The sequence below is a fragment of the Sulfurospirillum halorespirans DSM 13726 genome (genome assembly GCF_001723605.1).
In the GTDB taxonomy this organism is placed as follows: Bacteria; Campylobacterota; Campylobacteria; order Campylobacterales; family Sulfurospirillaceae; genus Sulfurospirillum; species Sulfurospirillum halorespirans.
Genome location: NZ_CP017111.1, coordinates 2,350,878 through 2,373,816, shown reverse-complemented (window position 1 = coordinate 2,373,816; position 22,939 = coordinate 2,350,878). Strand labels below are relative to the sequence as shown.

Here is a 22,939-nt window from a genome sequence, read left to right as displayed (position 1 = left end):
CAAGCGCTTTGAATTTTTCGTGTAGTATGAGGTAAAATGAAACAGACTATTTTGATTATTGAAGATGAAGAAGATTTACTTGAACTCTTAGAGTATCATCTTCAAAAAGAGGGTTACGAAACACTGGGCTTTTTAAGCAGTAGAAATGTTGAAAAATGTCTGCAAGAAGAGCCCATCGATCTTTTAATTGTGGATCGCAATCTCCCTGGGGTTGAAGGAAGTGAATTTGTAGAGAACTTGCGTAAAAAAGGGTTCTCTCAAGCGGTCATTTTTGTGACTGCAAAAAACAGTGACACCCACATTGAAGAGGGCTTTTTAAGAGGGTGCGATGACTACGTCACAAAGCCTTACAATATGAAAGAGCTGTTGCTTCGCATCAAAGCTATCTTAGCACGCACCGCGCCTGAGAGCAAAAACACGCTCTCGTATCGCGATCTCATCTTAGACCTTGAAGCACACCGCTTGTCTGTCAATGACAAAGATGTGGAGCTTACAAAGCTGGAGTTTGATCTGCTCAAAACGATGATAGAAAATAAAAACGCCGTTTTAAGCCGCGAATTTTTGCTCGAACATGTCTGGAAAAACGATGAATTTTTTCAAGATAAAACGGTTAATGTCGCTATTAATCGTCTCAAACAAAAGATAGACCCAACCAAAGAAAAAGAGTACATCAAATCCATCTGGGGAGTAGGATATATCTTATGCTAATGCTTCATCAACATGTTACCAGAGCCCTTCTCACTCTTTTTCTTGGCACCTTGTGTCTTTCGGGCTTGGTCAGTTATTTTACGATCAAAAGCGACAACATAGAGCGCTACCAAATAGAGCTTGAATCACACATCAAGATCATCAAACACCAACTTCCAAACATCGAAGATCTTGAAGCTTTTGCAAAGATGATCAAAGAGAGTTCGAACATTCGTTTTACCCTTATTAATGAAGCAGGTGTCGTCCTTGTCGATAGCGACAAAGACAATGAAACGATGGACAACCACTCACACCGTGAAGAGATCATCAAAGCCCAAAAGGTGGAATTTGCCCATGCAGTGCGCTTTTCTGATTCGGTGCACAGTAACTTTTTGTATGTGGCGCACCGTGTTAAACTAGACGATCGTATTCTTTTTTTACGCCTTGCCACGAACATTGACACCATTATGCACACCTTTTATGACTTGTGGCTCAAACTGACCATTATCTTCGGTCTCAACATCTTAGCGGGACTGTATGGCGCGTATATTTTCAGTCAAAAAGTGCGTCACGAAATCGATAAAATCATCGAAAACCTCCAACAAATTGCCGACAAAGACTACAAAATCAGCCTCTCGTCTCACTTCTGTTTGGAGTTTTTTGAGATTGCCAATTACCTCAAAAAACTAGCCGCGAAATTGGAAAAACGTGCCAAGCAAAAACGTAAATACACTGCCAAAATCAAGCTAATAAGCCAACAAAGAAGCGATGTCATCTCTGCTATTAGCCATGAGTTTAAAAACCCTATTGCGTCCATTATGGGGTATGCGCAAACACTTTTGGATGATCCACTTGCAAACCCACAAATTAGGGAGCGCTTTTTAGGTAAAATCGTTCAAAATGGACAAAAAATCTCTGGAATGATCGACCGGCTAACGCTTACAACCAAGTTTGAAAATGGCGACTTCAACACACAAAACAGCACATTTGATGTCGTCAAAATGACGCAAGACATCGCGCAAAGCTTTAGGGAAAAACACCACAATCGTCCCATTGTCTGCACCCTTCCTGAGACGTTTCCCATTACAGCAGATCGCACGATGATCGAAATCGTCATCTCCAATCTCATCGACAACGCACTCAAATACTCCGACGATACCATCGAGATTTACCTCACAGAGGGATCTTTACATGTAAAAGATAATGGCGTTGGCATTAAGGAAGAAGAGATCGAAAAAGTGACCCAAAAGTTCTACCGCTCCAACTCGCATTCGTGGGACAATTCGATGGGACTTGGGCTTGCATTGGTCAATTACATTCTCAAGATGCACAACTCCATGCTTGAAATACAAAGTAGCTTAGGCGTTGGATCTGATTTTTCATTTAAATTACCTTCAAACAATGTTGTATTATGATACGCAGAACAAAGCGTAGCTTTTAGACATTTACAAAGGTTTTATATGTATCAAATGGGTGAACCTCGCATCAAAATCGTCGCTATGCCAAAAGACACCAACCCCTCTGGCAACATCTTCGGAGGCTGGATCATGTCGCAAATGGACATCGCAGGAAGTCTCGCCGTGCGTGATCTCAACGTGGGACGTGTCGTAACCGTTGCGGTACAATCCATGGAATTTCGCGAAGCCGTTAAAGTGGGCGATGTACTAAGCTGTTACGCCAAAATTATCAAAGTGGGTAAAACTTCACTGACCGTGCGCATCGAAGTTAACGCCGAACGCTCCATCGAAGGCACTCACCGCTGTTTACATGTAACGAGTGCTGTCATCACCTACGTAAACGTCTCAACGGATGGTAAAAAAATGCCGATTCCCTACACGGAAAACGAATTGGTTGCACTGGGTATTGAAGTAAAAGCGTAGTCTGCTATACTGCTTGATACAAAGAGTATCATACACTACCGCGCAAAGGATACGCACATGCAGTCAAAAACATGGTATGCCAATTTTACAAAGTATCTTGCCAAACTTACGGGTAAATCAAGTACTTTTACCCTCTCCATTTTGCTCATCGTTGTCTGGCTCATCAGTGGACCTTTTTTTCACTACAGCGATACATGGCAACTCGTGATTAACACGACAACGACGATTATCACGTTTATGATGGTTTTTGTCATTCAAAACACTCAAAATCGCGACACAGAAGCAATGCAGGTCAAACTCGATGAGCTGATTCGCGTCACGCAAGGAGCACACAACGCTTTGCTTGATTTAGAAGAGCTCGAAGAAGATCAGATTGAACAGTTTCGTAAGCATTACGAAATGCTCGCCGAAAAAGCACGAAAAGCACTCGCAAAAGGGGGCATCGACACCAATACACTCGATGAATAAGCTTTACATGTAAAGATCAATCGACAATAAAAAGCTTCGCTCCACTTGGCGTATACGAACGATGCGCCATCGTTTCATCCGCCACTTCGTAACTCATGCCCGCTTGAAGCAAATGCACTTCACCGTTTTCAAGCTCCGTGTAAAGTTCACCCTCTAAACATAAAAGAATATGCCCTTTTTGGCACCAATGATCGGCTTTATACCCTGCGGTATACTCGACCATGCGCACACGTATGCTTCCACACTGTTTCGTTCGCCAAAACGCACTGCCAGTTTCGCCCTTGTGCTCTACTTTTGCGATACTTTCCCAATCGGTTGTACCAAAAGGAATGTGGGTCATTTGCATGGTATATTGTCTTTAGCACCGTATTTTACGGCATACGATTCACCAAAAACGTACATCGAGTCTAGAACTTTTTTAAGCTCTAAGCCGATGGGGCTGAGTGCGTATTCGACGCGTGGGGGTACTTCTGCAAATACGGTTCGTTCTATTATGTGGTCGGCTTCAAGCTCTTTGAGCTTTTGGGTTACGGTTTTTTGTGTGACTTGCGAAAACGCTTCACAGATGTCTTTAAACCGCTTTTGACCGCCTAATAAAATGTAGACGATAAAGATCTTACTCTTGTCGTTAATTATTCCCAGTGTCAACTCGACAGGACAGTGGAACTCTTTTTCGTTGATTGTTATCATAATGGTCACCTCTTGTTTTGAATTATACCATAATACCTATTTTTGTTCTTTACTTACTTTTTTTTCTGTAAGGTAATTATAAGTTATTTAGGTATATATTTTCCAAAACACTTTAAGGAGAGCCCATGAAAAAAACACTGATACTCTTAGCCCATCCCAATATGGCAGAATCAAACGTCAACAAAGCGCTGATACAGAGCATTCAAAACGAACCCAACATCACCGTGCATGACTTGTATGCGACCTATAAAACCGTAGAAGCCATTGATGTGGCGAAAGAGCAAGCGCTTCTTGTTCAGTTTGACCGCATCGTCTTTCAATTTCCACTCTACTGGTACAGCGCACCTGCCATGTTAAAAGAGTGGCAAGACAAAGTATTAAGTTATGGCTTTGCGTATGGACCTGAAGGCAGTAAATTAGTAGGCAAAGAGAGCAAGATCGTGCTCAGTACAGGATCTCCCGAATACGCTTACCAATCGGGCTTTTACAACAACTTTACCCTCAGCGAATACCTAAGACCTTTGCAGTCAACGATTCTGTTTACGGGCATGGATTTTAAAGGGATTTTTGCGGCGTATGGGGCGATGAAACTCAGCGCTGAAGCACTTGAAAAAGATGTGAAAACATACCAAACCGTTCTAAAAACAGATGACTGGAGCAGTTCGCTTTTTAAATTTCTTGCGAGCTAAAAAAGAGGGTTTTAAACCCTCCTCTACGCCTGAGGCAAAACGATGCTCATGCACAGCCCGCTTTGTTCATTGCGCGCACTGATGGAGCCTTGCATGTTCTGCTCGATGATCTGCTTTGCGATGTAAAGCCCCGTTCCACTTCCACTAGCAGGGTCTTTGGTCGTGAAAAATGGATCGAAAAGGTGCGGAAGTTTAGAGGCTTCCACCCCACCAGCGTTATCCAAAACTTCAATGACAATGCTCGACTCTTTTACAAAGCCTTTGATCGCAATCGTTCCATGAGCAATTTTACGCCCTAAAATGGCATCTTTTGCGTTGTTGATGAGCACCAAAAGGACATGCGAAAACTCTTTTTTGAAGTTATGAATGACGATTTCTTCGGGACACTCGATAGAAAACGTCATGTCCTTATTGGCGAGTCCTCCATCGGTGATCTTGATGCTCTCTTCAATCGACTTATGCAGCATAAAGTCCACTTTGGAACCCTCTTGCGTAAAAAAGTCTTTGAACTCCTCGATCAAAGAGGACATCAGTGCGATGTGCTCTCGAAGCTTGATGATCTCCTCTTCAAGCCCCTCTTTCGTCAACTTTTCCATCTTGCTCTCTAGGTAAATCTTGTTGATCACCACGCTGATGGTACTGAGCGGTTGTCGCCATTGATGCGCGATGCTGCTAAGCATCTCTCCAAGGGCTGCAAACTTGGCTTGTTGAAACAGCACTCTGTCTTTGAGTCTGCTTTTGTCAACCTCTTGTGCAACCTTTTGCTCCAAATGGGCATTAAGCTCTTCGAGTTTGTTTTTGGTATCAAAGGATTCGCACAACTCCGTCGCGATGGCTCCGTATTCGTTCTCTTTAAGGAGGTATTTTCGTAAAATCGTTTTGTCTTTGTGTTCAAGTGCCAGCATAATGTCGCGCAACGGAAGGGAGATAAACTTCATAATCAAAAAGATGAAAATAACCATCATCAAAGCGGTAATTGCAAAACTGAGCTTTAAATCTTGGATGGCGTACTCATCCAGAAATTTTCCCATCTGATTTTTTGAGCTCAAATAGAGCGTTATCGCAGGTTTTCCTTCTATGCCTAGCAGCGGAAGATCTTGAATGAGTGTGTAAGGTTCGGCTATTTTTTTACCAAAATTGATCTCAGCGATGCCGTAGCTATTGAGTTTTTGCATCCATGCCGCGTCCCATAGTTTGGCAATGATCAAGAAGCCATGCGCAGGGTGCGTGGCATCAATGGGCGAATTGAGGTCGTGAATGGGAGCGGCAAAAAACTCTACCAATCCTTCATCTCGCTTAACAAAAAAGTGCTTCATTTCACCATCGCTCAAGGAGAGCTGATCCAACGCAACCAAAGATGAAAGATCACTTAAAAAAGGTTGGCTGGTTTCGTTGAAAAAAGGAGTTTTCGTTTGATCAAGAAGAAAAAAACCATCGACATTGAGTTGCACGATGGCACCACCAAAGTTTTCTTCAAACCACATTTCATCACGATTTTTTACGGCATAAATGACTTGTTTTGCGAGGGAAATATCTAAGGTTTGCTTGCGATAAGGCTCTGCTTTGTCCAGCATAAGCTGTTTAAAGTTTTCACTCATCTCTTGTGCGTAGTGTTGTGAGAGCGCTTCAACCTCTTCGCGGTCCTCTTTCCAGTTGTAAAACTCAAAGGCGATCATCGAGAGCAAAACCAACATGGTTAAGCTAAAAAAGGAGGCTTTGACGCTCATGGACTGCTCCTTGCAGATGTTTACATGTAAAGATTTAGATCGATTGTGTGTAGGCTTCCCATCCTGCTTTTCGCAGCACACAAGCAGGGCATTTTCCACAGCCATAACCCCAGTCATGTTTTTCACTGTGGTCACCATTATAGCATGTATGCGACTCATCAATGACAAGCCCCAAAACCCCCTCTTTGTCTGAAAGCGCAAAGGTTTCAGCTTTGGTGAGGTGCATCAAAGGGGAGTGAAACGTGATGGTCGCTTCGCTACCCAAATTGAGGGCAAGTTCAAGAGCTTTTACAAAGGGTTCCCTGCAATCAGGATACCCAGAATAATCGGTCTGATTGACCCCAATGATGATGTGTTCTATCCCTTGTTTTTGTGCAAAGGCGTGAGCAAGGGTAAAAAAGATCGCGTTGCGATTGGGAACAAACGAGGCTGGAAGATTGGTATGGGTTTTGTGGTGCGCGCCAATGTCTTGCGTTCCATCGATGAGCGCTGAGTCATTGAGCTGAGAAAAGGCGTCTAAACTTAAAAGCGTGTTCTTTACATGTAAAGCCTTCGCGATCTTTTCCGCCTGCGCGATCTCCACACGATGCTTTTGCCCGTAATCAAACGTAATGCTCTCCACAAAATCAAAACGGTTCTTCGCCCAACCAAGGCAGGTCGTACTGTCTTGCCCACCACTAAACACCACTAACGCTTTGGAAGCAATTTTAGCCATTATTCCACTCCTAAAAACTTGTGCAACTGCACACTTAAGATAAATTGGGGATGTGCTTTAACAAACTCCACACAGAAATTCACGTTCTCTTTATTGGGGCGATCGATCTCATTTTGGGGTTGAATAAAAATGGGTTTATAGCTTTTAAACGCCAGTATTTTTTCAACATCAGAGTCTTTGCTCACCACAAATTTGACCTCATCGTAGCCATACTTTTCGATCACATCCCACGCTTTTGGGCTGTACGTCACCCAGTTTGCATTGGAAATGTTCGAGAAATTATACCCATTGGTCTCCACCGCCACCGAGTACATGTACGCTTGCAAATACTCAATAAACCCATTGAGATTGTAAATCGTAGGCTCACCACCCGTGATGATAACGTGCATCGAAGGAAACACCTTGATGCGCTCCAAAACCTCATCAAAACTGAGGCTTGCATACTCACCTTTGTGCAACAATTCATCGCAAAAATTACAGGCGAGATTGCACCCATGCAAGCGAATAAAAATAGAAGGAACCCCGACCTGCGTGCCTTCGCCTTGGATAGAATAAAATATTTCAACGATTTTTAACATAACGCTCTTCTTATATGTGATTGTTTTATCATAATATAGTTTCACTAAAAAAGACGTCAAGAATTTTTTTTATATCTCTTTTTGGGTATCATTAAAGGATAAAAAGATGAAGGTATAAGAATGATTTGGCAAATAAGTAAAGAGTTCGATTTTTGTTATGGGCACCGTGTTTGGTCGCAGCAGCTGGACAGTGAATTTTCGCTTACGGGCTGTTTGGCGTGCCGTCACTTGCACGGGCATCAGGGCAAAGTCATCGTTTATCTGCAAAGCGCACAACTCAAAGATGGCATGGTGACGGACTTTCATCATCTCAACTGGTTTAAGCAGTTTTTAGACACGACGCTGGATCATAAGTTTATCATCGATATTCACGATCCGCTTTTTGAGACTTTGCTTCCGCATTTTGCCGACAAAGCGCATCTCATCGAAAACGAAGCAGGCTATAAAATTCCCGACCTTAACCGTGTGAAAGACGAACCTAGCCATATTCTTGAGATGTACGATGGCTACATTATCGTTGATTTTGTACCCACGAGTGAAAATATCTCGACATGGTTACTTGAGATCATTGCGAAAAAGATGAGTCGTTTGGGAGTGGAAGTGTCACACGTGGAGTTTTTAGAAACGCCTAAAAGCAGAAGTATCGTTTACAATAAACAGTAGGATTTTCCTACTGTTTATTACGCCTTTGGATAGGCTTTTTCGAGCTTTTTGTAGAGTGCATCCACCGTTGGAGCCGCTTCACCTTGTAAAAACGAAAGCATCACTTCGTTGTCCTCTTTGCCATTCCACACTTTGATATAGTGACCCTCTTTGTAGCCATGATCTTGTCTGAACTGGTTCAAAACATTTTTTGCCACGTAGAATTTGTACAGCACTTTGAGGTTAATGCCACATTTGCGAGACAAGGTAAAATACTCACGAAGCAGACCATCAAACAGATCGATCTCAAAGCCTGTGGTATCGTGAATGATGCTCTCAATATCGTTAATGAGCTCCATCGGATCAGCCGATCCGTTTGAAAGAGGCTCTTTGGTAAAGGCTTCAAACCCTTGAACATCCAAGACATCCAAGACGAGTTTTTCAAGATCGCCTCTGGTATTTGTTTTGTAATCTTCCAAGAGCAGACTCATAATAAAATGCCAAATATCAACGATCTCAACCGTGACATTGTCCCAGTCGGTCGGTTTATTAATATTTTTCCAATGTTTCCAACTAAAGCTATCGATGAGCTCTGCACACTCCATATAAATACATCGTTTCCAGTTAATCATTCGATTGTTTTTGGTGTACCCATTTTCCCAGCCGATGCCATTAGTTTCATCGTTCAGCTTTTGCTGAAGGGAGAACATTTGGGTTAAATAATCTTTGCTTGTCATACTATTTCCTTCTCTTAAAACGCTAGATTATACTTTGTTGCTCCATAAATGTCAAAATGGATTCGCTCCCTCTGCGGTATCCGAGCTCAAAACAACGCATTATTTCACCAAAAGTAAACAATCCAAAAGAGGAGAGCTTGGGATCGGTAATGTAAAGATCACTTTTGGCAATTTGTGACTGTGAAGAGGCGATAAATAGAAGATAAAGAGCACGTTTGATCACGGAAGTGAGGTCGTGTTTTTGCTTTACATGTAAAGGGTGAAGATTGACACTCACCACAGGATACGGAAACTCCAACAGAGGTGATACCGGAAGATTGTCCATGAATCCTCCATCAATGAGGAGGTAATTTTCATACACAATGGGGCGAAAAACAGGAATGAGCGCGGAGCTTGCAATGGCAAGTTTGACCGTATCACCCTCACTAAAACGCACAATCTCGCCGCTGAGCAGATCGACACAAGTGATAAATGTGGGGATTTTCATCGCCTCCAAGCGCGAAATGGGCGCAATATCTCGCAAAACGGCCGCTTTTTCATTGATGCGCAACAGCCCTTTTTTGAAGTAATTAAACCCAAAAGCTTTTTGGAATGCTTTGCTTTGAAAGATGCGCACCATATCAAACGCACTCACACCTGAGCCCACACCTGTCGCGATCACCGCACCGATGCTGGTTCCTGAAATCGCACCAATTTCAACCCCATTTTTCTCCATTGCTGCAATAACACCCAGATGAAACGCCCCTCTGGCTGCACCACCTGAGAGCGCCAAGGATATTGTCAATGTCCCAGCCATCGTATAATCCTAAATTCACCTTCATACGTCTCCACAATCGCCGTACACGACTCGACCCAGTCCCCGCAGTTTAGGTACTTGATGCCATCAATTTCCCGCATCTCCGCTTTGTGAATATGCCCGCAAATGACCCCATCAAAGTGGTGTCGCTTGGCATGTTCGCTCAAAATCGACTCAAAATCGGTCACAAACGAAACCGAGCTTTTCACGTGATCTTTGACGTATTTAGAGAGTGACCAGTGACTTTGGTAGCGCAGTGTTTTACGCCACCAGTTGAGGATTTGGTTGACATTCAGCAAAAGATCATACCCCATGTCTCCCAAAACAGCGAGCCACCGCTTGGTCATCGTGACCGAGTCAAAAAAATCACCGTGCGTGATGTAGAAACGCTCATGGTTCAAACTCACGTACTCACACTCATCGACTACAATAAGCGAATCGCCCAAACCCAGCGGCAAAAATGAGCGTAAAAAGTCATCGTGGTTGCCCGTAATGTAAAAGACATTGGTGCCTTTTCGAGCTTTCCTGAGCACTTTTTGGATCACGTCGGAGTGCGACTGTGCCCATTTGAGTTTACGTTTCATCGCCCAACCATCGATGACATCACCGACCAGATAGAGATTTTCACACTGCGTTCTTCGTAAAAACTCCAAAAGCTCCTCTGCTTGTGAAAAACGTGTGCCCAAGTGAAGATCGGAGATAAAAATCGAACGAAAAGCCATCACATCGTCTTCATGGGCAAACGAATATTTCGTCATTTGTGTTTGTCCACGTCCCCAAAAATTTCATCGGCAAAGTGTGAAAACTTACCGCGTACCGACTTATCCAGCTCAATGGCAAAGAGTGAGATGTGCGTCTGCTCTTTTTTGGTCTGCTTTAAAAGCGAAGTCAAACCGTTGTTAAAGCGGTTAAGGTACATGTTGTCAATTTGGCGGTTGGAGCCGATGACGATCGCTTTACAGTTGTTATCCAAACGCGATAAAATCAGCTGTGTCGTGTTGTTCGAGCTGTTTTGCCACTCATCCAGTATGACGATGGCATTACTGAGCGTTCGCCCCCTCGCCTCACCCGGCCAGAGCTTTTCAATGTTGTATTTCGTAATGAGCTCTTGCACTTTCTTCTCGATCGCTACTTGCGGTTCTTGCGAATTATCACGTTTTTTGATACGTTTTTTAGCGATAAATTCAAGCGTGTCATACAGCGCCATATTGTAAATCCTAAATTTTTCATCATTTCCAGAGAGATAACCGACATCGGCACCCTTGTCGACACTTTCGATGGAGTTTCGCACGTAGACGATCTTCTCGTAACTGCCTTTGGTCACCAAACGCATCGCCGCAACAAACGCCATCAAGGTTTTTCCACTTCCTGCGCGCGCATCGATGACGTGAATGTCGTACATATTTGAAAGAAGCGCTTTCATAAAGAATTTTTGTTTGAGATTGATGGGTTTAATCTCCAAGCCTCTAAAATCAAGCTCTTCGCTGAGCATGTGAATGATGCCACCAGGAGAGATAATCGCATGATCCGAATTGCCATCCGAACTGATAAATTCGTAGCAGTAGTTTCCACTTTTGTACTCAGGGTCGTACTCGCTGATCAACTTTTTATCGAGGGTATTAAACAGTGCTGAGTCAACAGGAAGCTGTTTGACAAACTGAAACTCAGGCACATCGCTTCGATCTTCACGCAACGACTCAACCGTGACATTGTAGAAAAGTCCAAACATACGCGCGTAGACATCTAAAGAGAGAAAAATGACTTTGTAATCAGGGTAGTATTCTTGTGCACCTGAAGCGACTTCGAGGATGCGTTTATCATTGGATTCGTTGATAAATTGCGAGTCAATGTCTGAAGAATAGAGCGTTTTAGAGAAAAGATGGATCGCCGTGTTCTCTTCATAACGCATCTTGACAACGCGATATGGCTCTCCGCTGTCGACCTCGACCACGGTACATGACGCCAACATTCTGGCAAAACTTCTGGCTTGATAACCCAGTTCCGTGAAGTTCTTTTTAAAATCTTCCAGCTCAATGAGCACCGTTTCAGGAATAACAATGATGTTGTTTCCACCATCACACAACTCTTTGATAAAATTGGTATTGTGCAAGATGATGTTGGTATCGAGCACATAAACTTTGTTGACTGACATCCCACTTCCTTTCATCCCATGATTGTAATGAAACATTATATCAACTTGGTAACAAAAAGATTGATCTTTTCTTGCACAAACCTTTACATGTAATCGTTTCAGAACGCTTCAGAATAGCAAAAAAACCAATATGGTATAATTGAATCTTACTCTAAGAGTCTCTCTTAGAAATAGGAGGTTAAAATGGATCGTTCGACAAAAATCTATCTGCTTACGCTGCTCATTTTTGGTGGTGGTATCTTTTTATCTATACACTATGGTAATGCGCTTTACGTAGGCGCTCAGCTCTCTTCTGAGCCCGTTTCTGTTGGAAGTTTTTGGGATAATCTGCGCACGACGTTTCTCACACAACTTTCGCATCCACTCGCTCTTTTGTTGGTACAGATTATTGTCATTATGACAGCCGCTCGTACCTTTGGAATCTTAATTTCTAAGTTTTCTCAACCGCCCGTTATCGGTGAGATTTTTGCAGGTGTACTCTTGGGACCTTCGCTTTTAGGGCTTTTCTTTCCCGAAATCTCTGCCCTTTTGTTTCCTAAAAGCTCTTTTCAAAACCTGCATTTTTTAAGTCAGATTGGTCTGCTTCTGTTTATGTTTGTGGTAGGAATGGAGCTGGATTTTGACAAACTCAAACAGCAGAGTAAAGCCTCTGTGGTCATCAGCCACATTAGCATCATCTTTCCCTTCTTTTTGGGTACGATCCTTGCCTACGTCATTTACCCTTCGTTTGCGTCCACAACCGTTACGTTTACCGCTTTTTCCCTTTTTATAGGTATTGCGATGAGTATTACCGCGTTTCCTGTACTCGCACGCATCCTCAAAGATCGAAACCTTACCAAAACATCGTATGGTGCGATGTCACTGACGTGCGCTGCGGCTGATGATGCCACCGCATGGTATATTTTGGCGATCGTCATTGCGGTCTCCACTTCCACCAATCTTTTGATGTCCGTGCTGATGCTCATTCCTATCGTCATCTACATTACCGTGATGCTTTTTGTAGTGAAGCCATTTTTACGCTCCCTTGGCTCACCAATTCAGAACCAATCACTCGATATGAAAGTGACGACGATTGTCTTGGTCATTTTACTCTTTAGTTCACTCACAACCGAACTTTTAGGCATTCACGCCCTCTTTGGCGCCTTTATGGCAGGCGTTATGATGCCTTCTACCAGTGAGAGTGAGCTTAAAGAGCGCATTGCCCCTCGCTTGGAGTATGTAAGCCTTTTGGTCTTACTGCCACTCTTTTTTGCGCTTACAGGGCTTCGCACGCAAATCAATTTGCTTGAATCCCAACACTGGATCATCTGTCTGGCGATCATTGTCGTAGCCGTTGTTGGTAAATTTATCGGAAGTGCCGTAGCCAGTCGTTTGATGGGCATTTCATGGCGTGATTCACTTGCCATTGGCGCACTCATGAACACAAGAGGTTTGATGGAGCTCGTTGTGCTCAATATCGGTTATGAACTGGGCATTTTATCGCCTATTTTATTTACGATGTTTGTCATTATGGCACTTGTCACGACCTTTATGACGGGACCGCTTTTATACCTTATCGACTTAGGATTTAAGAAGCAGTGATCTTTACATGTAAAGATTGAAACCCCGCGTACAGGGTCGTTCACACACGGCTCTGTACGCATTTTTTGAGTATAATGAGCCATGGAAACACTTGAAGCATTTTACAAACGCATCTGTCATCCCTTGCCCGCAAATGTCGAAAAGGAACTAGGGCATTTTAATGTCTTCACAAGACAAGCGTGCATTGACATCCCCTACAGTCGCAAGAACTACTTTAAAATCACCCTGCTAAAGGGAAAACATAAAGTGCATTACGCCGATAAAACGGTCCAGAGTGAGCATTTTGCGCTGATGTTCTCAGACCCACTTGTGCCGTACAGTTGGGAGTCACTCGATGGCAAGAAAGAGGGCTATTTTTGCATTTTCACCGAAGCGTTTTTCTACAATTATGGAGCGATTCGAAGCTACCCTATCTACAAACCAGAGCATCCTAAACTCTTTTTACTGGGTGAGGAAACAGCACAAAAGGTTGAAGCGCTGTATGAGAAGATGCTCGCAGAAATAAGCTCCAACTACGCTTACAAAGACGATCTTTTGCGCAACTGGACGTTGGAGCTGATTCATATCGCCCTTAAAATGGAACCTGCCATCATCACAGTGGATGCGCAAAGCGATAAAAAGCGTAAAATCGATTCGCTTTTTAATGAACTCTTGGAGCGCCAATTTCCCATCACATCGCCGTATGAACGACTCGTCCTTAAAAATCCAAGCGATTTTGCCAGACTTTTAAACATTCACCCCAATCATCTCAACCGAACGCTCAAAGAAGTCAGCGAAAAAACGACCACGCAACGCATTGCAGAACGTGTTTTGGAAGAGGCGAAGATTTTACTCAAACACTCTTCGTGGAGCATCAGTGACATCGCCTTCGCTTTAGGCTACGAAGAGTCGGCACATTTCATCCATTTTTTCAAAAAAAAGCTCAATCAAACACCGCAAATCTATCGACAAACCCAAAATATTTGATTTGCGCAATGATTCGTTTGAATGAGGCACGAAAGAAACCTTCCTTATTGTGTATGATTTCACTAGATTTCAACACGAAGGAAACATCATGATCTCATCCAAACAGATCTACGTAATGTCAGCCGTTGCTGGCATTAATGTCGCCAATATTTACTACAATCAACCCATTTTAAATATCATCGCCCAAGATTTACATGTAAGCGCTCTTGCGGTGGGAAATCTGCCTACATTTGCGCAAATCGGCTACGGCTTGGGGCTCTTTTTCGTAAGCCCCCTTGGCGATAAAATGGATCGCAAAAAGCTTCTGTTGCTCTCTCATTTCTTATTGGGGCTTTCACTCATTGGACTCTCCTTTGTCGAAAACATTTATCTGCTCTACGCCCTTAGCCTTCTTGTTGGTCTTTTTGCCGTCTCTGCGCAAATCGTCATTCCGATGGCAGCGGCAATGAGTGGCAAAGACAAAGGCAGGGTCGTTGGTTCCATCTTTAGCGGTTTGCTTACAGGCATCTTGCTTGCGCGAACACTCAGCGGCTACATCACCGACTGGTTCGGAAACTGGCATGTCGTTTTTGCCCTTTCTGCTGTGCTGGTGTTTGGCTGTATGGTGATGGTGGCTAAAACGCTTCCAAGCATTGAGCCTAACTTTTCCAAAAGCTACGCATCACTCTTGTACTCTTCGTTGTATCAGCTCAAACGCTTTTCACTTTTACGCACCAATGCGCTGTTGATTACCGTTTTATTTGGTGTTTTTTGCTCCTTTTGGACAACACTTACCTTTAAACTTTCCATGGCACCGTTCAATTTTGAAAGCGATGTCATCGGTCTTTTTGGTGTGCTTGCCGTTGCAGGCGCTTTGCTAGCACCCTACATTGGTAAAATCGCTGATAAAATCAACTCGACGTTTACGAAGATGCTCTCTGTCGGCATGATCGTTCTTAGCATTCTTCTGATGAAATGGTTTGATACCAGCCTTGCGGCGTTTATCGTAGCACCCTTGCTGCTTGACATCGGCTTTCAAGCCGTGCAGATCAATAACTTGGCACAAATTTACACCCTAGATGAGAGTGCCCACAGCCGTATCAACACCGCGTACATGAGCTCCATGTTTCTGGGAGGTGCGCTTGGAACATTTATCGGGGTTTATTGTTGGGAGCATGGTGGTTGGGAGCTTGTGACGTTGCAACTCTTGATCTTAAGCGTTGCTTCGTTAGCCATCATTATCTATACGGCACTCTCTCAAAAAGTGACAGAAGCAGTGTAGTTTCGTTTACATGTAAAGACGCCAAACCCCTTTTTCGGACACCAAAGATCAGTGCCTAAGCTGATCTTTGGTATCATCCTTTTTTGTAACACTCATTACACTTTAGGAATACTTTCATGTCATACACCTACGAAAAAAGATGGGCGGGTCTTGGCGCACTTTGCGTTGCTATGTCCATCATCACGCTGGACAATACTGTCCTTGATGTCGCCCTCCCCTCCATTTCCAATGATTTAAAAGCGAGCATGAGTGAACTTCAATGGATTGTCGATATTTATATCCTCTTTTTTGCCTCAATTTTAATTACGATTGGAGCACTTGGCCATCAATTTTGAGAAAGCGCTTTCTCAAAATTGGCATTGTGCTCTTTAGTCTTGCCTCTTTGGGCGCGGGACTCTCCACGTCAACCACAGAGCTGATCCTCTTTCGTAGCCTGAGCGGTTTTGGCGCGGCGTTTATGATGCCTTCCACACTCTCCATCATCACGCACATGTTTACAGACCCAAATGAGCGCATGAAAGCCATTGGACTTTGGTCGATGATCTTTGGACTGAGTCAGGGCTTGGGACCGTTAATTGGCGGTTTTATCATCGAATACACCTCGTGGCACTGGGTCTTTTTTATCAACCTGCCCATTGGTGTGATCGCCTTTGTCTATGCGTCGTGGATCCTCCCCGAATCGCACAACAAAAGCGCTAAAGCAGATCTTGTCGGCATGGTGCTCTGCGTGCTCTTTTTATTTGCTCTGACGTATGGTATTATCGAAGCAGGGGTCAAAAGCTGGAGTGATCCAGCGGTTCAAATCAGCCTTGCTATAGGATTGATCGTTTGTGCTCTTTTTGTCCTTTGGGAAAGACGCTGTTCGTATGCGATGATTCCTTTTGAGCTTTTTGAAAAACGCACCTTCACGATTCCCTCTTTTGCGATCGCGCTCATTGTCTTTGGGATGGTAGGCTCAATGTTTTTCTTCTCACAACTCTTCCAAACCGTGGAAGGATACAATGCTTTGGAAGCGGGTTTATTACTGATGCCTATGACTCTGGGCATTGCGCTAGGCTCTCTGTTTTCATCCAATGGTGTCAAAAGGTATGGCGCACCGTTGAGCATTGGCGGAGGCATTATTATCTCTGCTCTTGGGATGGCGATTTTTGTCGTTACGATGGATGTACACATGCCGCTTTGGGCGATTCTTGTGGGGTTTTTAATTCAGGGGTTTGGGATGGGAATCTCCATGCCGCCTTCGACGGATTCGATTATGGGCTCGATTCCCAAAGCCAAAGCAGGTGTGGGAAGTGCGCTCAATGATACCACCATTCAACTCTCCGCCGCGATGAGCATTGCGATCTTAGGCAGTTATGTCAACCGCATTTACCTTTTACATGTAAAAGAGATTGAGGCAGATCCCACGCTTTTAAAAGCACTTCAAACCTCTATCCAAACCGCCCATCAGGCGATAGCGTCACTTCCCAATGTTTCGCTGCATGAAAACTTTTTGAACCTTGTGGATCGCGCCTTTATTGATGGTATGTATCACACGATGATTTTAGGATGTGTTCTCTCGGTGTTGAGTGGGATTTTACCCTATGGCTCTTACCCAAAAACGCGTAAGAGCCAGCACGGTTTGCTTTACATGTAAAAGAGATTATTCGCTTTTTTGCGCTAATCCACCACCCAAAACTTGGTACAAGGTGACACGATTGAGCAGTGCTTCTAAACGCACGCTGATCAAATTTTGCTCGCCTGCATACATGGAACGCTGCGCTATAAGGGCATTTAAGAAGGTATCGACCCCATTTTGGTAGCGCGCATCGTAGATTTCATAACTTTTTGTGCTCACGTCCACCAAGGCATTTTGTGCTTGGAGTTGGTCATTCATTGTTGCACGTCTGGCAAGGGCTGAACGTGCCTCTTTAAACGCAGTTTGAATGGCAAGCTCATAACTTGCAACATACACATCGCGGTTGGCTTTGGCATAATCCAGCGTTGCATCACGCTCTCCTGCATCAAAAAGCGGTAAACTCACATTCGGAGCAAACGACCAGATGGTCGATGTTCCGCCATCAAACAACCCTCGAAGCGCGTTGGAGCCAACGCCTGCGGCTCCCGTTAACGTGATCGAAGGAAAATACGCCGCTCTCGCTACGCCGATGTTGGCATTGGCGGATTTGAGATTGTGTTCAGCTTCAAGCACATCGGGGCGGTTAAGCAAAATATCAGAAGAGAGTCCAGAAGAGACATCGCTCAACCAGACTTCCGCACCGCTTTCAAGTGTTTGAGGAAGGAGTGTATCGTCCAAAGAAGCTCCAACTAAAAGCTCTAACGCCGCACGATCTTGTGCAACTTGTGACGTGTAATTAGCACTATCGGCTCTGGCTTGGTGTAGCACACTCTGCGCTTCATAAAGCGCTACCCTAGAGTCAATCCCCCTTTGCAAACGCGCCTCGACAATAGCGAGCGAACGCTTAGCACTCTCTTCTGTTTTTTGCGCTAAGGCTAGCAAACTCTGGTCAGAGGCAAGACTAAGCCACGCGGTAGAGACTTCGGCTATAAGGCTGATTTGAACCGCACGCGCCGCCTCTTCTACACTTTGAAAACTCTCCCACTGTATTTCAGTTTGCGATTTGATTTTGCCAAAGAAATCAAGCTCATAACTATTGATTCCCACCGTTGCAGAAGAGCTTTGGGTGATAGACGTTTGATTGGTCGCCGAGTTCACTGCTCGTGATTTACTGCCTGACGCACTAGCTTCAATGGTTGGAAGCTCACTGCTTTTGGCAATGCGATACGTCGCACGCGCTGCTTCAATGTTGGCGACGGCTTTGCGCAGATCGCGGCTCTGCTCAAGGCTGAGGGCTACAACGTTTTGCAAACGTGCATCGTGAATAAAATCGCGCCAAGGAAGGTTTGTTGCGCTCTGATTTTGTCCAACTTCCTGACTTAATGTAGCGGGAATAGGCGCATTAGGACGCACATAATCAGGCGCAAGGGAAACGCATCCACTGAGTAAAAATGGTACTAAAACCAAAGAAATGGAACGCATCTTAAACCTCCCCTACCATGGTTGCATGGCGCTTTCGTTTGGGGAAAATCCCACGCACCAAGACAAAAAAGAGCGGCACCAAAAAGATCGCCAAGAAGGTCGCACTCAGTGTTCCTCCAACGATTCCTGTACCAATGGAGATACGACTGTTCGCCCCTGCACCACTGGAGAGTGCCAAAGGCAGAACGCCTGCAATGAACGCCAGTGAGGTCATTAAGATCGGGCGAAGTCTCAGTTTTGCCCCCTCAATGGCGGCATCGACAAGCGTGCTTCCACGATTATACGCCGCTTCGACAAACTCAACGATCAAAATCGCATTTTTAGACGAGAGTCCAATGGTCGTTAAAAGAGCGACTTGGAAGTAGACATCGTTTTCCAATCCTCGAAGCGAGGCTGCAACCACCGAGCCAAAAACACCCAAAGGAATGACCAAAAGAACGGAAAAAGGAACCGCCCAGCTCTCATAGAGTGCCGCTAAACATAAAAAGACGACCAAAATGGAAATGGCATAAAGTTTCAACGTTTGCCCACTCGATAAACGCTCTTGATACGAGAGTCCACTCCACGCAAAGCTTGTGCCAGAAGGCAGCGCTTCTTGCAGGGCTTCTATCTTATCCATCGCCACACCTGAACTAATCCCAGAAGCGGCCGATCCTTGAATCTCATACGACGCTAGGCCGTTATAGCGGGTTAAACTCTGCGCACCATAACTCCAACTCGTTGTCGCAAATGACGCAAACGGCGTCATCACATCAGTGTTACTTTTAACATACCACTGATCCAAATCTTCAGGTTTTGAGCGAAAAGGCGCATCACCTTGAACATACACCTTTTTAATCCGCCCACGATCGACAAAATCGTTGACGTAGACACCCGCCCACGCGTAATTTAACGTATCATCCACATCCGATAACGAAAGCCCAAGCGCAACGGCTTTGGCTTCATCAATGTTTACATGTAATTGCGGCGTATCTTCCATACTGCCCAAACGAACCGCCATAAACGTACTGTCACTTCGTACACTGCCAAGCAAACTGTCCCGAAGCGTTTTGAGTTGCTCACGATCGGTATCGGCAAGCGCTTGAAGCTGAAAGTTAAAGCCATTGCTCTGCCCAAGTCCTTGAATCGCAGGAGGGTTGAGCGAAAAGATCTGAGCGTCACGCACACGTGAAAGCTTCATCGTGGCACGATTTGAAATAATGTCCGATCGATTTTCAACGCCTGGGCGCTCATCCCAATCTTTGAGAGCCACAAACGCCATACCTGCATTTTGTCCGCTTCCGCTAAAACTAAAGCCTGAGATGGTGAAAATGGCTTCGGTGTTATTAGACTCTTCGTTCAGAAAATAGTGCTCTATCTCGCGAGAAACAGCATTGCTACGTTTAAAAGAAGCCCCTGCTGGCAGCGTAAACTGAACCATGCTATCCCCTTGATCTTCACTGGGTAAAAAGCCTGTCGGCAGACGAAGCATTAAAAAAGCCATGATGGAAGCAATGATCGCATAAACCAGCATCCATCGAAACGGCGTCGCAATGACCAAGCCTACACGACCTTTGTACCGTGCGGTCAAGGAGTCAAACGTTTTGTTAAACCAGCCAAAAAAGCCATGGCTCAGTATTTCCTCATGGGGTTTGAGCAATGAAGCGCAGAGTGCTGGTGTTAAGGTCAAAGCCACAATAACGGAAAGAATCATCGACGAAACAATCGTAATGGAAAACTGACGGTAAATAACACCGGTTGAGCCTGCAAAAAATGCCATCGGCAAGAAAACGGCAGAGAGAACCGTCGCAATTCCCACAAGCGCGCTCGTGATCTCTTTCATCGACTTCTCGGTCGCTTCCACAGGAGGGAGTTTCTCTTCACGCATAATACGCTCAACGTTCTCAACAACGACAATCGCATCATCCACCAAAAGACCGATGGAGAGCACCATACCAAACATCGTAAGGGTATTGATGGAGTAGCCAAACACCTCTAAAACGCCAAAAGTTCCCAAAAGAACAACGGGAACGGCGATGGCAGGAATCAGGGTTGCTCGCCAATTTTGTAAAAAGACAAACATAACAACAAGAACCAATAAAATGGCTTCAAACAGTGTTTTAACCACCTCTTCGATCGAGATACGAATAAATTTCGTACTGTCTCTTGGATAAGCAACTTTGTACCCACTCGGAAAGGTGGGTTCCATCTTGGCAATGGCCGCTTTAATACGATTGGCAGTAGAGAGTGCATTCGCACCTGGGGCGAGCATCACCGCAAGTCCCGAAGCGGGATGGCCGTTGAGCCTTGTTACATTGCTATAACTCTCACTCCCAAGCTCCACGCGCGCCACATCGCTTAAGCGCACAATCGCGCCACTGCTGTCACTTTTGACAATGATTTGTTCAAACTCTAAAGGTGTTTGCAGTTGGGATTTTGCCGTGACCGTTGCATTGAGTTGCTGATCACTGGAGGTAGGAAGTGCGCCAATACTTCCCGCAGAGACTTGCACATTTTGAGCGGTAATGGCGCTGCTAATGTCGGAAGGCATCAAGTTGTACGAAACCAATTTGGAAGGGTCTAACCAGATGCGCATCGCATACTGACCACCAAAAACTTGCACCGTGCCCACGCCCTCTAAACGCGCAATGGGATCTTGCAAATTGCTAAGCAGATAATCCGCGACATCCACCGACATTTTGGTATCGGTCACATCGTACAAGGAGACGATCATCAAAAAGTCATTTTGTGCTTTGGTAACGCGTACACCTTCGTTTTGAACCGACTTTGGAAGACGCGTGGTGATTTGGGCTACTTTATTTTGTACTTGAACTTGCGCTGTATCGGCATCGGTTCCTTTTTGAAAAGTCACATCAATGCTTGCAGACCCTGAAGAGCTACTCGTGGAAGAGAAATACAAAAGCCCATCCAAACCCGTCAGCTGTTGCTCAATGATTTGAATGACACTGTTCTCTACCGTTTGTGCAGATGCACCCGTGTAGGTAGTGTTAATACGAATCGTAGGTGGCGCGATATCAGGGTATTGCGCAACAGGAAGGGAAAAAATAGAACCAATACCTGCTAGCATAATGACAATGGAGATAACCCATGCAAAAATGGGTCGATGGATAAAAAAGTGTGCGATCATTGTGCTTTACCAAACGTTGTGGTGACATCCACGGCTTTGACGCTACTGCCTGTACGAACTTTACTTGAGCCTTCAACAATGACCTTATCACCAACACTCAGTCCACTGCTAACCAACCACATATCACCCAATGCACGCTCTGTTTTTACAGTGCGTGTTTCAACTTTATTCTCGCTCGTAACGATGAATGCGGTTGCATTACCTTTGGGATCACGTTGAATGCCTTGCTGAGGAACTAAGAGTGCTTTTTCATTGACCGCTTCATCCATCAATGCTCGGACATACATGCCTGGAAGCAAGATGCCATCAGGATTAGGGAAAGTGGCACGAAGCGTTACTGAACCTGTGCTCTCATCGACTGCGATCTCTTGAAACTGAAGCGTTCCTTCATAAGGGTAACGCGAGCCATCTTCAAGATTTAATGCCAGCTTCGTGCTCCCTTTTTTAATCCCCTGTTGTGCTAGAAGTGCTCTGAGTTTTAAGAGTTGCGTGCTCGATTGCGTGAGATCGACATAGATCGGATCGAGGGTACGAATCGTAGCAAGCGCTGTGGTTTGACTTGCACTCACAAGGGCACCCACACTCACGCTTGATGTGCCAATACGCCCGCTAATCGGTGCTTTGATTTTGGTGTAGTCAAGATTGATCCGAGCACTTTGTAAGGCGGCATTTTTTTCATCCACACTCGCCATAGCTTGCAGATACGCCGCTTTGGCATCTTCCGTATCTTGTTTAGAAACACCTTCTAATTTGACAAGATCTGCGTAGCGCTCACTTTTAAGACGCGAAGACTCTAGCGTTGCTTCGGCATTTTTGAGTGCTGCTTTGGCTTCATCAAAAGCAGCTTGGTAGGATGCTGGATCGATCTGGTAGAGCACGGCATCTTTTTTCACGATGCTTCCCTCTTCAAAGAAACGCGCTTGAATGATGCCACCCACTTGAGGGCGAATCTCAGAAATGACCGTCTCTTTGGTACGACCGGGAAGCTCTCGCGAAAGCGTAATGGCTTGGGAAGTTAAGGTATACACACCGACCTCAACTTGCGGTAAAGGAGCTGGTTTTGCCTTATTGTCAGAGCAACCCAACCAAAGAAGGGGAATTAAAATGAGCAGTGATTTTAACGTTTGAATTATCATCCAATTTTCCTTAAAAATAATAAACACCATTTTACTCCTTATATGTTAACCAATTCTTGCTCAAAAG

General features: G+C 44.7%; 23 protein-coding genes. 11 read left to right on the top strand and 12 right to left on the bottom strand.

The window, feature by feature from the left end:
- Positions 1-36: 36 nt before the first annotated feature.
- From SHALO_RS11830 to SHALO_RS11815, 4 genes are read left to right on the top strand one after another with little or no spacing between them, the layout of a single operon-like run.
- Positions 37-708, top strand: coding sequence for a response regulator transcription factor (locus SHALO_RS11830; RefSeq protein WP_069478714.1), 672 nt, complete (start codon positions 37-39; stop codon positions 706-708).
- Positions 702-2,102: a sensor histidine kinase gene (locus tag SHALO_RS11825; RefSeq protein ID WP_069478713.1), complete on the top strand. Its 1,401-nt coding sequence runs from the start codon at positions 702-704 to the stop codon at positions 2,100-2,102. Before SHALO_RS11830 ends, SHALO_RS11825 begins: the two co-directional genes overlap by 7 nt.
- A gap of 45 nt (positions 2,103-2,147) precedes the next feature.
- Positions 2,148-2,567 carry an acyl-CoA thioesterase gene (locus SHALO_RS11820; protein ID WP_069478712.1) on the top strand — a complete coding sequence of 140 codons (420 nt, stop codon included), beginning with the start codon at positions 2,148-2,150 and terminating at the stop codon, positions 2,565-2,567.
- A 57-nt stretch (positions 2,568-2,624) separates the two neighbouring features.
- The gene (locus SHALO_RS11815) at positions 2,625-3,035 is read left to right on the top strand and encodes a low affinity iron permease family protein (protein WP_069478711.1); all 411 of its coding nucleotides are present in this window, start codon (positions 2,625-2,627) and stop codon (positions 3,033-3,035) included.
- 16 nt (positions 3,036-3,051) lie between these two features.
- Here SHALO_RS11815 and SHALO_RS11810 read toward each other — a convergent pair whose 3' ends face one another.
- A complete protein-coding gene (locus tag SHALO_RS11810) occupies positions 3,052-3,381 on the bottom strand; it encodes a DHCW motif cupin fold protein (protein ID WP_069478710.1) in 330 nt (109 codons plus the stop codon).
- Positions 3,372-3,725 carry a winged helix-turn-helix transcriptional regulator gene (locus tag SHALO_RS11805; RefSeq protein ID WP_069478709.1) on the bottom strand — a complete coding sequence of 118 codons (354 nt, stop codon included), beginning with the start codon at positions 3,723-3,725 and terminating at the stop codon, positions 3,372-3,374. The genes SHALO_RS11810 and SHALO_RS11805 overlap by 10 nt, the downstream gene beginning before the upstream one ends.
- 125 nt (positions 3,726-3,850) lie before the next feature.
- Here SHALO_RS11805 and SHALO_RS11800 point away from each other — a divergent pair, with 125 nt between their 5' ends.
- A complete protein-coding gene (locus SHALO_RS11800) occupies positions 3,851-4,414 on the top strand; it encodes an NAD(P)H-dependent oxidoreductase (RefSeq protein ID WP_069478708.1) in 564 nt (187 codons plus the stop codon).
- 23 nt (positions 4,415-4,437) lie between these two features.
- Here the strand turns inward: SHALO_RS11800 and SHALO_RS11795 are convergent, their stop codons facing one another.
- From SHALO_RS11795 to SHALO_RS11785, 3 genes are read right to left on the bottom strand one after another with little or no spacing between them, the layout of a single operon-like run.
- The gene (locus tag SHALO_RS11795; RefSeq protein WP_069478707.1) at positions 4,438-6,141 is read right to left on the bottom strand and encodes a sensor histidine kinase; all 1,704 of its coding nucleotides are present in this window, start codon (positions 6,139-6,141) and stop codon (positions 4,438-4,440) included.
- A 34-nt stretch (positions 6,142-6,175) separates the two neighbouring features.
- On the bottom strand, positions 6,176-6,856 hold the full coding sequence (gene queC / locus SHALO_RS11790) for a 7-cyano-7-deazaguanine synthase QueC (RefSeq protein WP_069478706.1): 681 nt from the start codon (positions 6,854-6,856) through the stop codon (positions 6,176-6,178).
- Positions 6,856-7,434 (bottom strand): 7-carboxy-7-deazaguanine synthase QueE, encoded by a 579-nt coding sequence (locus tag SHALO_RS11785; protein WP_069478705.1) that lies wholly within the window; start codon positions 7,432-7,434, stop codon positions 6,856-6,858. The genes queC and SHALO_RS11785 overlap by 1 nt, the downstream gene beginning before the upstream one ends.
- Positions 7,435-7,554: 120 nt before the next feature.
- Here SHALO_RS11785 and SHALO_RS11780 point away from each other — a divergent pair, with 120 nt between their 5' ends.
- Positions 7,555-8,097: a 6-carboxytetrahydropterin synthase gene (locus SHALO_RS11780; protein ID WP_069478704.1), complete on the top strand. Its 543-nt coding sequence runs from the start codon at positions 7,555-7,557 to the stop codon at positions 8,095-8,097.
- Between the two features lie 17 nt (positions 8,098-8,114).
- On the opposite strand, the gene dut is transcribed toward SHALO_RS11780, so the two are convergent.
- The 4 genes from dut to SHALO_RS11760 are packed head-to-tail and all read right to left on the bottom strand — an operon-like array spanning position 8,115 to position 11,761.
- A complete protein-coding gene (dut, locus tag SHALO_RS11775) occupies positions 8,115-8,813 on the bottom strand; it encodes a dUTPase (protein WP_069478703.1) in 699 nt (232 codons plus the stop codon).
- Between the two features lie 22 nt (positions 8,814-8,835).
- Positions 8,836-9,609 (bottom strand): patatin-like phospholipase family protein, encoded by a 774-nt coding sequence (locus tag SHALO_RS11770; RefSeq protein ID WP_069478702.1) that lies wholly within the window; start codon positions 9,607-9,609, stop codon positions 8,836-8,838.
- Positions 9,594-10,367 carry a UDP-2,3-diacylglucosamine diphosphatase gene (locus tag SHALO_RS11765; protein WP_084010902.1) on the bottom strand — a complete coding sequence of 258 codons (774 nt, stop codon included), beginning with the start codon at positions 10,365-10,367 and terminating at the stop codon, positions 9,594-9,596. The genes SHALO_RS11770 and SHALO_RS11765 overlap by 16 nt, the downstream gene beginning before the upstream one ends.
- Positions 10,364-11,761 (bottom strand): PhoH family protein, encoded by a 1,398-nt coding sequence (locus SHALO_RS11760; protein WP_069478701.1) that lies wholly within the window; start codon positions 11,759-11,761, stop codon positions 10,364-10,366. Before SHALO_RS11760 ends, SHALO_RS11765 begins: the two co-directional genes overlap by 4 nt.
- Before the next feature lie 183 nt (positions 11,762-11,944).
- Between SHALO_RS11760 and SHALO_RS11755 the strand changes: the two genes are divergently transcribed.
- From SHALO_RS11755 to SHALO_RS11735, 5 genes are all read left to right on the top strand, one after another.
- Positions 11,945-13,342, top strand: coding sequence for a cation:proton antiporter (locus tag SHALO_RS11755; RefSeq protein WP_069478700.1), 1,398 nt, complete (start codon positions 11,945-11,947; stop codon positions 13,340-13,342).
- 81 nt (positions 13,343-13,423) lie between these two features.
- A complete protein-coding gene (locus tag SHALO_RS11750; RefSeq protein WP_069478699.1) occupies positions 13,424-14,308 on the top strand; it encodes a helix-turn-helix domain-containing protein in 885 nt (294 codons plus the stop codon).
- A gap of 88 nt (positions 14,309-14,396) precedes the next feature.
- A complete protein-coding gene (locus SHALO_RS11745) occupies positions 14,397-15,569 on the top strand; it encodes an MFS transporter (RefSeq protein WP_069478698.1) in 1,173 nt (390 codons plus the stop codon).
- Between the two features lie 116 nt (positions 15,570-15,685).
- The gene (locus tag SHALO_RS11740; protein ID WP_069478697.1) at positions 15,686-15,904 is read left to right on the top strand and encodes a hypothetical protein; all 219 of its coding nucleotides are present in this window, start codon (positions 15,686-15,688) and stop codon (positions 15,902-15,904) included.
- The gene (locus tag SHALO_RS11735; RefSeq protein ID WP_069478696.1) at positions 15,901-17,205 is read left to right on the top strand and encodes an MFS transporter; all 1,305 of its coding nucleotides are present in this window, start codon (positions 15,901-15,903) and stop codon (positions 17,203-17,205) included. The genes SHALO_RS11740 and SHALO_RS11735 overlap by 4 nt, the downstream gene beginning before the upstream one ends.
- Before the next feature lie 6 nt (positions 17,206-17,211).
- Here the strand turns inward: SHALO_RS11735 and SHALO_RS11730 are convergent, their stop codons facing one another.
- From SHALO_RS11730 to SHALO_RS11720, 3 genes are read right to left on the bottom strand one after another with little or no spacing between them, the layout of a single operon-like run.
- Positions 17,212-18,609: an efflux transporter outer membrane subunit gene (locus tag SHALO_RS11730; RefSeq protein WP_069478695.1), complete on the bottom strand. Its 1,398-nt coding sequence runs from the start codon at positions 18,607-18,609 to the stop codon at positions 17,212-17,214.
- A 1-nt stretch (position 18,610) separates the two neighbouring features.
- The gene (locus tag SHALO_RS11725; protein WP_069478694.1) at positions 18,611-21,736 is read right to left on the bottom strand and encodes an efflux RND transporter permease subunit; all 3,126 of its coding nucleotides are present in this window, start codon (positions 21,734-21,736) and stop codon (positions 18,611-18,613) included.
- Positions 21,733-22,872, bottom strand: a complete 1,140-nt coding sequence (locus SHALO_RS11720; protein WP_084011039.1) for an efflux RND transporter periplasmic adaptor subunit — start codon at positions 22,870-22,872, stop codon at positions 21,733-21,735. Before SHALO_RS11720 ends, SHALO_RS11725 begins: the two co-directional genes overlap by 4 nt.
- Between the last annotated feature and the right edge of the window lie 67 nt (positions 22,873-22,939).